The sequence below is a fragment of the Bacillus salipaludis genome (assembly GCF_030938565.1).
Classification (GTDB): domain Bacteria; phylum Bacillota; class Bacilli; order Bacillales; family Cytobacillaceae; genus Neobacillus; species Neobacillus salipaludis_A.
Map to the genome: position 1 here is coordinate 4,301,637 of NZ_JAVGVR010000001.1, position 13,755 is coordinate 4,315,391.

Annotated in this window: 10 protein-coding genes and 2 pseudogenes; 3 read left to right on the top strand and 9 right to left on the bottom strand. The window is 37.8% G+C overall.

Translation table 11 applies throughout. The annotated features are described in order from the left end of the window. Positions 1-627: 627 nt before the first annotated feature. The 4 genes from RCG21_RS21370 to RCG21_RS21385 all read right to left on the bottom strand — a co-directional run bounded on the left by RCG21_RS21370 (position 628) and on the right by RCG21_RS21385 (position 5,816). Positions 628-1,596: a carbohydrate kinase family protein gene (locus RCG21_RS21370; protein ID WP_133338826.1), complete on the bottom strand. Its 969-nt coding sequence runs from the start codon at positions 1,594-1,596 to the stop codon at positions 628-630. Between the two features lie 14 nt (positions 1,597-1,610). Further along, positions 1,611-3,083, bottom strand: a complete 1,473-nt coding sequence (locus RCG21_RS21375) for a glycoside hydrolase family 32 protein (RefSeq protein ID WP_308913741.1) — start codon at positions 3,081-3,083, stop codon at positions 1,611-1,613. 65 nt (positions 3,084-3,148) lie between these two features. Continuing rightward, positions 3,149-4,597 carry a sucrose-specific PTS transporter subunit IIBC gene (locus tag RCG21_RS21380; RefSeq protein ID WP_308913742.1) on the bottom strand — a complete coding sequence of 483 codons (1,449 nt, stop codon included), beginning with the start codon at positions 4,595-4,597 and terminating at the stop codon, positions 3,149-3,151. 238 nt (positions 4,598-4,835) lie between these two features. Further along, positions 4,836-5,816 (bottom strand): LacI family DNA-binding transcriptional regulator, encoded by a 981-nt coding sequence (locus RCG21_RS21385; RefSeq protein WP_308913743.1) that lies wholly within the window; start codon positions 5,814-5,816, stop codon positions 4,836-4,838. 88 nt (positions 5,817-5,904) lie between these two features. On the opposite strand from RCG21_RS21385, the pseudogene RCG21_RS33720 reads away from it, so the two are divergent. Continuing rightward, positions 5,905-6,235, top strand: a pseudogene (locus tag RCG21_RS33720) (IclR family transcriptional regulator domain-containing protein). Between the two features lie 457 nt (positions 6,236-6,692). Here the strand turns inward: RCG21_RS33720 and sda are convergent. The 5 genes from sda to RCG21_RS21410 all read right to left on the bottom strand — a co-directional run bounded on the left by sda (position 6,693) and on the right by RCG21_RS21410 (position 11,718). Further along, positions 6,693-6,827 (bottom strand): sporulation histidine kinase inhibitor Sda, encoded by a 135-nt coding sequence (gene sda, locus RCG21_RS21390; RefSeq protein WP_308913744.1) that lies wholly within the window; start codon positions 6,825-6,827, stop codon positions 6,693-6,695. A gap of 250 nt (positions 6,828-7,077) precedes the next feature. Beyond that, the gene (locus RCG21_RS21395) at positions 7,078-8,637 is read right to left on the bottom strand and encodes an ROK family protein (RefSeq protein ID WP_308913745.1); all 1,560 of its coding nucleotides are present in this window, start codon (positions 8,635-8,637) and stop codon (positions 7,078-7,080) included. Next, a complete protein-coding gene (locus RCG21_RS21400; RefSeq protein ID WP_308913746.1) occupies positions 8,637-9,725 on the bottom strand; it encodes an S-methyl thiohydantoin desulfurase family protein in 1,089 nt (362 codons plus the stop codon). The genes RCG21_RS21395 and RCG21_RS21400 overlap by 1 nt, the downstream gene beginning before the upstream one ends. Next, entirely contained in the window at positions 9,722-11,056 is a 1,335-nt protein-coding gene (locus RCG21_RS21405; protein WP_308913747.1) for a cytosine permease, read from the bottom strand. The genes RCG21_RS21400 and RCG21_RS21405 overlap by 4 nt, the downstream gene beginning before the upstream one ends. Before the next feature lie 77 nt (positions 11,057-11,133). Beyond that, positions 11,134-11,718: a TetR/AcrR family transcriptional regulator gene (locus tag RCG21_RS21410; RefSeq protein ID WP_165976370.1), complete on the bottom strand. Its 585-nt coding sequence runs from the start codon at positions 11,716-11,718 to the stop codon at positions 11,134-11,136. 535 nt (positions 11,719-12,253) lie between these two features. Between RCG21_RS21410 and RCG21_RS33600 the strand changes: the two are divergent. Together RCG21_RS33600 and RCG21_RS21420 are read left to right on the top strand one after the other, a co-directional pair. Continuing rightward, positions 12,254-12,394 (top strand): annotated as a pseudogene (locus tag RCG21_RS33600) (recombinase family protein); the annotation flags it as partial. Between the two features lie 1,004 nt (positions 12,395-13,398). Then, entirely contained in the window at positions 13,399-13,701 is a 303-nt protein-coding gene (locus tag RCG21_RS21420; RefSeq protein ID WP_165976369.1) for a site-specific integrase, read from the top strand. Positions 13,702-13,755 lie beyond the last annotated feature (54 nt).

Consider the following 13,755-nt stretch of genomic DNA (forward strand, 5'->3'; position numbering starts at 1 on the left):
CGTAATTAAGCAATCTATCAAACGATTAGAGACTCTTGGTTGTAAAGTAACTGTTGAAGCAATAGCGTAATTATGGTCAAAAAAATATAGCTAAAACTCGAGACCCAGATCTTTTTAAAAAAATTGATCTTATAGGGTTTAGTTTCGTATTGCCAAAATGCCCTTTCACCATTACTATTTTTCAGGATAGTTTAAGTACAATGCTTCACAATCTCCATTAAACCGAAAAAATGATGGGGGGAGAGTTTTTTAGCATTTTTTCCAAAAATTTTTTTTAGTAAATAACAATTAATCTAACACAATAATACAATTACACAATAACATTTAAAGAACTGAATGCATACTGCAAACTTACTGCAGAAAAAAAGAGTGACATCTCAGCCACTCTAACTAACCCATTCCACAAAACTAGGGATTCTTAGGAGTCCCTTTTTGGTTTTATTCCTATATTTCACTTTAAGTTTCATTTGTTGATCAAGCTAAATGAATTTTTCATTTTCTTCTATTACATAGTTCTTATACTGTTTATAAAATTCTTTTCGATTTGGAGTAGGCATCACAGCAAAATTACAATTTTCATTACAAAGTTATCGTAAAATAGTTTTAATCGAATCCAAAAATTAGGGATTATCCCTGAGTTAGCTTTAATACTTGTTCTTTATCAGGAATAGAACTAATCGCTCCTTTTCCTGTCGTGGTAAGAGCTCCAACTGCATTGGCAAATTGAAGAAATTCGTGATATTTAACTTTACAAGTATCCTTCAAATTAACAGGAGTCACTTCATTTAAAAGCAACTGGTACAAGAAGCCGCCAATAAACGCATCGCCTGCACCTGTTGTATCCTGAACATCAACCTTATATCCGGTCGATGTGAATTTATCATTTTTAAGATAAAGTTCCGCACCCTTCGCACCTTTTGTGTAAATAACAACTGTAACATCACCGATGAATAAAGAACGAATCGCCTCTTCTTCATTTTCAATATTCGTAATAAATGATAATTCTTCATCAGAAATTTTTATAAGATGTGCTTTCGGAATAAAACTCAATATTGTTTCTCTGCAATCTTCCGGCTTCTCCCAGAGCGGAAGCCGAACATTTGGATCGAAGCTAATAAGTGCACCGTTTTGTTTCGCTTCTTTAATTGCTTTTATATGTGCATACTTCATAGGACTTTCAACCAAATCAACTGAACAAAAATGAAGGATGTCTCCACTCGTAAACCAATCTCCGTTAATTTCCTCTTCTTTCATTAATAAATCCGCTGAAGGGCTACGGTAAAAAGAAAAATCTCTTTCCCCATCCTTTCGTAGTGAAACAAATGCCAGTGCAGTATTGGCTTTATCCGTTTTTAAAATTTTATCTGTCTTTACCCCAGCTTGATGCAGCGTCTCAACCAGAAAATCTCCAAAGGAATCCGTGCCTAATTTTGAGATCATCGAGGATTTTCCTCCAAGGCGGGCAACCGTTGCAGCTACATTGGCTGGAGCCCCTCCTGGTGCCCGTTCAAACTCTACTACATCTTTAAGCATTCTTCCTTTTTGAAGAGGAATGAAATCAATTAAAACCTCACCAATTGAATATAAGCTTTTCATGACTTCCACCTATCCTAACCCTTATAATCCCATTTTGTCGCCTGAAATAATGTCTTTCCGTTCGAAAAAAAGCGAATCTCTTGGCTCTGTATTTCCGGAAAAATCCTGCTCGTAAATACTTCTTCACCATTATTGACAAAAATCTCAACGGAAGATGTATCCACATACATGTGAAATTCTATCGATTGGGCATCCAAATAGCACTTTCTTACGGTTCCATACTCTTCCGCTACGGGTTCTCCAGAAAAAGTTCGGTCGAGAACTACTTTCTTTTCCATCGCATCATATTTGATAACGGTCTTTTCCTTTTCCCCTGCCCTAAATTCAACTCCGAATTCAGATGAATCAAAGTTCACGAACTTACAAATCATCTCAAAAGCGGTTCCTGAAAATTCATCGAAAACTTTCGTTTCATGATCCAGGACCTCATTAATATCTTGCCGTTTCCTACGTAGGGATTCAAGCTCTTTGACAGGCTGTTGAATCAACTTGCCATTCCAAATCGATAATTCCCTTGGCACTGTTAAGCAGTGTGCCCACCCGTTTTTGTCCGTTGGATATTCAATATCTGGAAGTCCCATCCATCCAACTAAAATTCGACGTCCGTCCGGGCCCGTCATTGTTTGCGGTGCATAAAAGTCAAAACCTCTGTCTAATTCTTGAAAGGCGTCATGTACCATTGTCATTTTGTTTTTATCCATCTTATCACCCATTATATATCCCGATTGATAGATATTGTAAAAATGATCCCCTTCCGGCTTAATACCTTGGGGACAAAAAATGAGAATACCCTGATTATCAAGTTCTAAATAGTCCGGACATTCCCACATATAGCCGAATTCTTTCAAATTTGTATTAATCTCACCTTTAAAATTCCAGTTTACTAAATCTGTGGAACTGTACAATACAACGCAGCCTGTTTCATTTTCGCGTTGTGCCCCAATAATGGCATGAAACAAGCTACCTTCTTTCCATATCTTTGGATCACGGAAGTGGTCTGTATATCCATTTGGAACCGAAGCAATCACAGGCGTTTCCAGCTTTTTAATTTCATCCCTTTCATTCATGACGGCCAGGCATTGATAGGGGTGTCTTACCCAATTCTCATCACGAGTATTTCCTGTATAGAGTAAATACAGTCTGCCCTCATGCTCGATTGCACTTCCTGAATATACCCCGTGGCTGTCATATTGGTTTGTGGGCTCAATAGCAATCCCTGCGTTTTCCCAATGTACAAGATCTTTTGATTTCGTGTGATACCAATATTTCAACCCATGTACGGGGCCAAGCGGAAACCATTGATAAAATAGGTGGTATTCGCCATTAAAATAGGAAAATCCATTGGGATCATTCAATAAACCCGTTTCTGGTTGAATGTGATAGCTTTGGCGCCAGCGGCAACTTTTTACCACTTTTTTTAAATTTCGGATTTCCTCCTGACTGGCATCTTCAATACGCCGATAACGTTGTTCTTTTGTCCATAACATAATGTCAATCTCCCTTTAACAATGAAAGGAGAATCGTTGGATTCCCCCTTTTACTTCTTCATTTATTAAGCTGCTTTCTCCTTAAATTCAACCGGGTGCTTCTTGGCGTTTCTTTTTGCCAACATAAGTGTTAAGGAAAATGCAACCACAAATGAAATCACCATACCAATTACATAAATAACAATCGCATTTGGTTTAATGGAAATAATACCTGGCAGACCGGCAGCCCCCAATGCAATTGCTTTTACTTTAAAAAATGTAATAAAAGCGGAAGCGATTCCTGAACCAACAATGGCCCCAATGAATGGATATTTCAGTTTTAAGTTCACACCAAACATGGCTGGTTCCGTTATCCCTAATAGGGCAGAAATTCCGGATGCAGAGGCTAGGCTTTTCATCTTTTTATCCTTGATTACCAGCAGTACAGCCAAGGTTGCTGCCCCTTGTGCGATATTTGACATTGCGGCAATAGGAAAAATGAAGGTTCCGCCTGTTTTTGCAATATTGGAAAGCAATTGTGTTTCAACAGCGATAAAGCTTTGGTGCATACCCGTTATAACAATAGGAGCATAGAATAAACCAAAAATACCTCCACCAACAAAGCCTGTTGTATTGTAAAACCAAGCCAGTCCGCTTGTAAAAAGGTCACCAGCAGTCCGTGTAATGGGACCGACAAATGTGAAAGTTAATACGGCTGTAACAAGAATGGACAGTAATGGTGTTAAAAGATTATCTAATGCGGACGGGATCACTTTCCGTAAATAGGTTTCAATTTTTGCTAAAATAAATGAAGATGCAAGAACTGGTAAAACCGTTCCTTGATACCCCACTTTTTCTATCGTAAATCCAAGGATGTGCCAAGCAGGAACTTTATGCGCAATTTGCGCAGCCCCATAATTGTAAGCATTCAATAAATCTGGGTGAACCATAATCATCCCTAAAGCGGCCCCTAAAAAGGCATTGCCGCCAAACCGTTTAGTGGCAGAAAAACCGATTAATACCGGCAAGAACACAAATGCGGCATTTGCAAATGTATTAATCATGGCGGCCAAATCCGCAATCCCAGGGTTGGCATCAATAAGTGATTTCCCATGAACAAATAAATCTTTTGCTGTTAAAACGTTATTAATCCCCATCAACAGACCGCCAGCAACAATGGCTGGGATAATGGGTACAAAGATGTCTGAAAGTAATTTAACCAGTTTTTGAAGCGGATTCATTTTCTTGGTACTGGCACTTTTCACTTCATTTGTGGACATCTCCGAAATTCCGACCATTTTTATGAATGGCTTATATACTTCGTTTACAATTCCGGAACCCAAAATAATTTGATATTGTCCAGATGTTGAAAAGGTTCCTTTTACAATATCCAAGCTGTCCAACCTAGCTTTGTCCACTTTTTCTTCGTCATGCAAGACGAGCCGCAGCCTTGTTGCACAGTGTGCAGCTGCAGAAACATTTTCTTTTCCGCCAAGGGCATCCAGGATTTCTTGAGCAACATCATTGTAATTCATGATCATTCTCCTTTGATTCTAGTTTTTAGTTTGCAACCCCATTTAATTCTTTTAAATGCATGATAAAAACCCAAAATACGGAACCGGTTCCAAACAACCACAAAAAAATATTCACACGGACGGAACCGGTTCCAAACTTTAATAAAAAAATATAAATACGAGCGGAACCGGTTCCATTTTCACCTTCAAATAAGAACCGTATTTTGAAACCGGTTCTAGGAAATTATATTTCATGGCATTAAAGATTGTCAACGCTTTCTTTCTCAATTATTTTATATTTTGAGAAAATTAATGGCTCTATTTCTTCATAATTTATTAATTGAATCATACTTTGAGCAGCCATCCTCCCTGCATCTTGATAATAAAACTTAGCCGTTGTTAAAGCTGGATGAATGATTTCGGTTATTTCATATCCACCAAATCCTGTAATAGATAACTCTTCTGGAATACGAACCCCTTTTAAATAAGCTGCCTTCATCGCACCTAGTGCAATATTATCGGTTGCACAGACCAATACTGAAGGCTTAAATTCATCAATAATGGTTGATGATATTGCTATAGCATCATCAATTTTAAATGTTGTTTCATAAAATCTGACATTGACCCCATCCACTTCCTGTATGGCCCGTTTAAATCCTGCCTTCCTCTTTACTCCAACCGCAATATCCTTTTCGGTTACTCCTAGAAAAGCAATTCTCCGGTGTCCTTTTTCAAGAACATATTTCCCCATATCATAGGCAGCATCATAATCATTATGGATAATACTATAAACACCTTTGTGCTCTTGGCCAACCAGCAATACAGGAATGTCCACCTTTTCAAATGCCTCCAAATGGGCATTTGTTATTTGCGTTGCCAGCAAGATGATTCCTGCTACTTTTTGCCTTGCCATTTCGTACATATTTTCGATTTCCCGTTCCAAGTCTTGGCTGCTATTTGAGATAAGCATTTGGTGATTTAATTTTCTTAGTTCCTCATCAATCCCAATCAGCGTTTGCGTAGTAGCGTAGGAATCAAGCCGCGGGATAATGGTGCCAATAATATTTGGTTTCTTTGCCTTTAAGCTTTGAGCGAACGTATTGGGAATATATCCTGTCTCCTTAATCACATTTTCAAGCTTCTTCTTTGTCGTTTCACTAACAGATCCGCCATTCAGATAACGGGAAACCGTGCTTTTCGCCACACCGGCCATTTTTGCAATATCTGAAATTGTTTTCATCCTGCATCATTCTTTCATCTTCAATTAATGTATTTATATCATATTTGAAAAAATACTTTGCGACAAGCTTTGTTAAACGATCTAAAAAATGATTGTGGTCGTTTCCAGGACATCAGAAGCCCTCCCTGTTCTCCAAAAGTTAGTACAAAAAACTGGCGATACTGCACATATCGGAATTCTAGAAGGAACCAAGCTTGTTTATCTTCACAAAATAGCCCAATCGCCCCTTTCGAGTATTTACAAAGGTTGGTAAACAAGTTCCTTGCTACTGCATTGCAGGGGGAAAAGCAATATTAGCGTATCAGGACAAAGATAAGATTGATCAAGTCATTCAGGAAGGGTTAATACCATTATTGAAATGTAGTTTTCAATATGTTTTTTATTTTATTAAAGTGTTAAAGACTAGATTTACAACCTAAAAAGCCGATTCACCTAAGGCAAATTGGCTAAAAAAAAATTAAAGTCATTTCAAAGACTCGAAAACATACACGCCCCGCCACTATGTAAATTACCTGTATTCCCCCTCGCGCGCTTGCATTGGAGTCGTATATTGTTGAGCTATAGTTTGTCCGATAAATCCAATGGCACTGCAAAGACCGTCCTACTTTCTTAGCATACGTTACTATTTATTAATTCATAGTTAAAATCTCTTATTTTCCTTGATATTGCGGCTTTCTTTTTTCTAAAAATGCAGTTGTCCCTTCAATCTTATCATCTGAAGAAAAGAGAATAGCCTGGGCCAGTTTTTCAATCATTAATCCTGTAAAGTCCCATTAATGAAACCTTAATAGGACTTTATAAGATACTCATAATTTTTTGCAACAAAATCATTTATGAATTGAAATAAATAAAGTCACATATTTTCTTATATCATTTTTACCCAACTTTAAAATGCAAATCTCTTCTGCTTTTTTCCCTTTCTAACAAAATAATAAAATGGATATCCAGATTTAATGCTTTGGCTTTCAAGTAAGTATTAATTAATAACTGACTATTTATACTTTCAATCATATTTTTCTTCCTCCTTACCCTACAAAACATCAATCGTTACTTTTAAATAATTATGTGCTCCTGCACCTATCGTATGAACGATGACTAGAAGTAAGATTATTATATTGTACTCAAATGAATCAACTTTTTATGGATTCTTAAAACCCATCTGCTTACTCTTTAATTCTTTTAATCAATGTACAGTAATCCACATGTTTGGTATGCGAAAAATGTCAACAAGTTATACTATAATATTTTAACTACCCATAAATCACACTTTGAGGGAACTAACGAGATCCCCAACCGCCTTGACGCGAATAAATAACGCGTTCCCCGGCAGATAGGCGAGCGGAATATCTTCGACCGAAACAATGGACACGGTGCTTTCATCTGCTCCTGCTCTCATTGCTTCTTTAGCAGCAAGTCTTTTAGCGTCTTCGATCGCTTCTTCTCGTCTCATCCGGTCCAAACTATAAATTCTTTCTATTTCTCCACTCACATGGCCAAGAGCTGCGCCAATCGCATTCGCTGCATCATAATGATCAGGGCAAATAACATTCGATATTCCTTTTAATGAATCAGTTACAATAATACTTCCACCACCTGATAAAATAAGTGGGATATCTTTAGAGCTTGTTTTCATCTGATCAATCGCTTCTTCCAGCATCTCTGTCATTTTGGCAAATACTTGCTTACAGAAGCCCATTGACAGAAAATCGACTTGTTCCTGATGACCTTCAAATGCACGTCCTAAACGAGTGACAATATCTGAGGTAGTAAGTTCTTCACCGCCAAAAAGAATCGCTTTTTTCGTTATTTCATAGCCAACACTATCCGGTCCAATTGTAAAACTACCGTTTGTTTTACAAATACGTGTACCTCCGCCTAAAGCAATGGCTAAAATATCAGGCATCCGAAAATTTGTGTTTACTCCACCAATATTAACGGATAAAGACGACTGCCTCGGAAACCCGTTTGATAAAACACCAATATCACTTGTCGTTCCACCAACATCAAGTACCATCGCATCTCGCAAACCTGATAAATGAGCCGATCCTCGAATCGAGTTAGTTGGGCCGCATCCCATCGTTAAAATAGGATAACGAAGAGCATAAGACTCATTCATGAGCGTTCCATCGTTTTGACTGAAGAACATTTCTGCTTCAATATCGAGTTCTTTTAGAGCCTTAGCGAATCCAATCACAATCATTTTGCCAGTTGTCATTAATGCCGCATTTAAAATGGTCGCATTTTCGCGTTCTAATAAACCAATGCTGCCAATTTCATGCGAAAGCGAAACAGGAATATCACCAAGCTCTTCTTTTGCCCATTTTGCAACGACTTGTTCTTGTTCTTTATTGACTGGGGAAAATACACCCGATATCGCAATGCTTTCCACAGTTTCCTTTATTTCTCTGCAAAATTGAACGACTTCTTCTTTTTTTAATTCGCTGATTAACCTTCCGTCAAACTCGTACCCGCCTGAAATAATCGTGGATGCAACTTCGACTTTTTCTCTCAGTTCCTTTGGCCAGTCGGTGAATGGCGGGATAGAAGTCGTTGCCGGCCTCCCAATCCGTATGACACCTACTTTATTTAGACGCTTCCGCTCAACAACCGCATTCGTACAATGCGTTGTTCCGAGCATGGCATATCCAATATCACTACGCTCTATTCTGCTTTCTTTTACCACTTTTGCGATGGCTTCAAAGATCCCACTTTCTACATCTTTTGTAGTTGGTACTTTAACCGTATGAATGACTTGTAAATACTCGTCTAGTAAAGCTGCATCTGTATTAGTTCCTCCAACATCTACTCCTAAACGATACATTATCTTCTCTCCTTCCGTAGAACTTCTACTGGTTTATAATCAAAATCGTACCCAAAATAACGAGGTCCTGCTGTTTCAATTCCTTTTAGAGTTCTCCATTTATCATGGCAAGGAAATGCAACGACTACAACACGTGCACCATATTTCATACGTTCTGTCGTAATTGGAAAACCGGTTTCTACATCTAATACAGCAATTAAATCTGGTGTAGAACATAATAGATGCTCGCCTTCTTTCGCTACTAAATACTCGTTTTGAAAATAGATAGTAAATGTTTTCCCTTGCTCATTACGACTACCGTCCAACTTTGCACTACCTATTGTAAAGCCTCCACTAAGCCTCCGTTCAATGTCCGCAATTTTCCCTTCAAACAAACGATATCCATTTAATTCCTCTAACATTTTATTGATTCTTACATGTTCTTTCATTTGATTATCTAACAAAAATTCACCAATTCGTTCAACCAAAGAAAGTGTATCAGGGATAACAGATGTCTTGACATCCTTTCCAAACAGACTATACTCGCAAACAGATGAGCTTCCTCCCATTTCAATCGTGAGAGCACGTGATAATCGTTCTGTCCACATTCCATCTTGTGGATACAAAACGACTGTGTTTCCTTTATCATCTGCCATTGTAACAGGTGATGGGTCAAAACCTTCCAAATAGAAGGTCACCATTTGAGCTTCTGGAAACGCACGTCCCATCGCATCCGCATCTAACATTGGTAAACCTTTTTTAGCAGCTGCGATAATTGGAAATAAAGAGTTGATTCCCCCTACTTCAATTGGCATTACCACATCGATTTTTCTTCCCAGCACTTTTTCTAACGTTTCAAATGGTGCTGTCATTTCATGTTCTGACGGTATTTTTTCAATTACGACAGTTGGAGCACCCATCCCAGATACAGTTACTACCAATTGATCGTCCTCTAATTCATCTAATGAAATTAATTTCACAGGTCCATATTTTCGAATAGCTTCTTTCGCCATCAATTTCCCAATATAGGGATCTCCGCCGCCACCTGTTCCTAAAACGGCTGCACCTAATGCGATTTTTTCAATTGTCTGTTCATCTATATATCTCATTCTCCAAACTCCTCTCTCTTTCCAGTATTGATATTCACTTGTTGAAATGAATCCTTGTGTTTCAATAGTTTTCCTAACACTGCTTGTACAATGAACCCGGTTAAAAAGCCATCAAGGGAAGAAATACTAGTAAGCGAAAATAAAGATAATCCTAACGGCTGTGCGGATGTCAAATATGTAATAAGCATTCCTACTATCCATGAAATGATCGATCGAGTTACAACTGGTTGCGCTTTCATTTTTTGGTCATAACGCTTGAACTCTTTTTTAACTAAAAAGAATTCAGCTACATAAATGCCGCCAATCGGTGCAATCACGATCGCCAAAATATCTAAAAATGAAATAAATTGTTCGTAAATACCCAGGACAGCTAGCATCGTTGAAATGATACCTAAAATAATCGTTAACAATTCTTTACGAACTTTCATAAAAATCAACGAAAAACCTAGCGAAGAAGAATATAAATTCGTTGTATTCGACGTCCATTGTGCAAGTGTTAATACGAGTACTCCCGGAATTGCTAGGCCAAGCGTGATAAAAATTTTCATTATATTATTTGTCCCCATTGCCTCCAACATTAAAATGGCAAGGACAATCATAATGCTATTCCCTATGAAAATACCGAAAAAGGTGGCAATGATAGCATCCTTCCTGCTTTTTGACCAGCGGGTAATATCAGGTTGCGTCGTTGCGCCTACAATAAAAATACTGATGACAAGCGAAATTGCACTACCAAATGTAAATTCTCCAGCTTTCGGAACACTCGCAGGCAATGAGTGGCTTTTCAGTGTTAAAAATAAGGCAAGTAGCATTAATCCTAATATTAGCGGTACAGACCATACACTTAATTTCTCAATAGCCCGGTACCCAAAAATAGCCGTAGTCATCATCAGTAAACCACCAATTACAGAAAGGACCTTAACATTAATGGATAGGTGAAAGGCATCTTGTAAAACCGTGTGTGCGTTAGTGGCAAAAAAACCAACTTGGACCCCAAACCACCCAAGTAAGGATGTTCCAAGGATCAGAGAAAACACTTTAGCACCATATTTACCAAATACATACTTTGTGATCATTGATGTAGATAGATTGGTGTAAGAACCGACAATTCCACAAGTCGTGCATAAAATGGCAAGAAGAAGCGATCCGATAAAAACTGATAAGATCGCTTGATTTAACTGCATTCCATTTGCTAATTCCGCTCCTAAAATTACCGAAGATAAATCCACGCCAATAGCGCACGATACGAAAAACATCGATAACCAAGACCTTCGTAATTCCTTTGGTACGGCCTCCCTTGCAAAATCTGAAATAACCTTTTCCTCTTTCATAGAGCAGCCCCCTTTTCATAGTATCAAATTGTTTTTGCCAAAGACTTTTTACTTTCGTCAGAGTTTACTGCTTATTCTTAATCGTTATAAATTCCGTTCCAATAAATGCTCCAAGTTTGCTCCACCCGTCTTTTAAATTTCTCTTCCTGAGAATGATAGAGTAACTCCAAAAAGATCCCGTCCATTAAACATAGAAAGGAGGCAATTAAATCATCAATAGGTTGATTTTTTAACACTCCCTGTCTAATTCCCTCTGAAAAGATACCTTTAAGCATCTGACTAAGCATATCTTCTATCTCACTAAACGTTTTTCTTACTTCATCATTCAAAGTCGGAGGAAGGAAAAAGGTAAATTTCATATAGGCTGCCGTTTTTTCAGGTTCACTTAAGTGATAATCACATATCGCTTTTAATATTTGATAGAGCTTTTCTTTGACCGTTCCATTTGATAGGTTGTCAATTGAACTTTTAATGTGACGGTGATTATCTTGCAACAGATCTTTGTATACTGCTATAAATAGATCTTCTTTACTTTTATAAAAGGCATAAATGGACGGGGTCTTAATCCCAACCTCTTTAGCGATGCTAGAAAGGGTCGTGCGCTCATACCCCTTCTCAACTAAATGCCTGTAAGCAACTTCTTTAATTTTATTTTTCGTCATCAACATTCCACCTAACTAATTTAGTTAGGTATAATATAACAAGATTTCTGATAATATGCAATATACTAATTAAAATAAATATTCCTCGCATTTAGAAGTTCTTCCTTGCCACCGGCCTTGAATTTTTTTGCTGCAATTGAGGTATCGCCAACATTTCGCAGACTTTATACATTAAGACTGAATCGCTTGATACATAAGAATCTGTATATAAGTACAAAAAACTTTCGTTTATGGTTAAAAAAAGAATATGAAGTTTGGCTATATGCGTGTTTCTACATAAGAACAAAATTTAGATTGTCAAAAGTTCAACTTGAAGAATTTGGATGCAATCGCATTAAAAGTAACTTGAACAAAACGGAACCGACGGGAGTTGGATCGTATGTTAGAGTTTCTTCGTCCGTAAGATACGGTAGTTTAACAGATCTAACTCCATTGCCACGTTCTACAAAAGATCTGATTGAGATCACGGAAACTAATTTCTCAAAAAGGAGCACACTTGAAAAGCCTAAAGGAATCATGACGGGATACAACCACAGCACATGGAAAAATGTTGTTTACCAATTTCGCTGGAATTGCTCAATTTGAAAGAGATTTAACCTCTGAACGTACAAAGGAAGGGGTTCAGGCTGCAAGGAAACGAGGGAAACATCCTGGAAGACCGAAAACTGATGAGTAAAAGGTTAATTATACCTTGTACCTTTTGGAACAAAGGATGAATCGTACGGATGCTGCAGATAAAGCTGGTATCTCTAGAATAACTCTGTATCGTAAGATACAAAACAATAAAGAGACTAACTGTAACCAATGGGGCAAGCGGTGCTTAAACTATGTCCACTTTGCCCCTGGTTACAGCAACGCTGGTACTGGGTCTGATTGAGAATGGTCGAGTCGCTCGTTGTAAATACACGAATAACACCAATCATATGGAAACCTCCTTAAAAATGGAATAGAGAGAGTATTCGTTTTCAAAAATTTTTTTAGAAACTGACCCTCAATCCTTCCATAGCATATTGGCCAAATGTTCGGGTCATCTTTTGGTTATCGGAACAAACATAGAATTTATCCCTTTCAAATAGAAAATAAGCGAACCATTCGAATGGCAGATCGCATTCGCGATAGTAAATTCGGACATATTTACCGCTCCTTCTCGCGTTTATTATATCACGAACATGCGTTTCGCATTAATATAAAAGCGAAGTTTCCTTACTTAACCATACCGAATTTGACACGGTTACATAAATTATATTGGGAAAAGTGTATTGTAAGTGGCCAAAATGTTCGGATCCCTAAAATAGCGTCAGTATTGGCGCTTTTTTAATTTAATAAAAAACGCCACTGGTTAGGGTGACGCTAAACTATAATCGACACGTATTGACAATCCGCTGACACTATCGGTCAATCAATCCGAATGACAATGCGGTGACATAACGTTTGACACTGCGATTACATATCGTAAAGTTTTCTAAACTGTAGGTCGGAGGTTCGAATCCTCTTCGGGACGTACAAAAACCTGAAAACGCTGATTTAACGCTATTTAACCGTTGTTTTATGATGGTTGAGATGTAGCGGAGAATCAGCGTTTTTTTGTTGTTTTTTTCGCCACACTGTAGGACACCAAATTTTGTAATTATAGGACACATCTACCAAAATAGAGGGCATAATTACTTATGTGACGTACATTTGTTGCACAAAGAGGACAAAAAAAATCAAACGAGGGTCCGACAGATTCGTCATGACAGACATACACCGGATGACCGATATACACTCCATGACGCTGTCGAAATCTTTATTAAAGCAAAGGAGGCAGAGAGATTACGGAACAGTACCATCAAAGGTTATTATGATACAGTTCGATATTTCCGGGATTGGTTAAATCCAGATATTGAATACATTGATGAAATCAAAAGTTCAATTTTACGGGATTATATTAACTATCTAAAAAATGACCGTTTACCTTATCAGGGGTCACGTCACCAAAAGTGAAAAACTGTACGTTTAGACACAATTTAGACACATTTTAGCCGATTCCCTGTACGT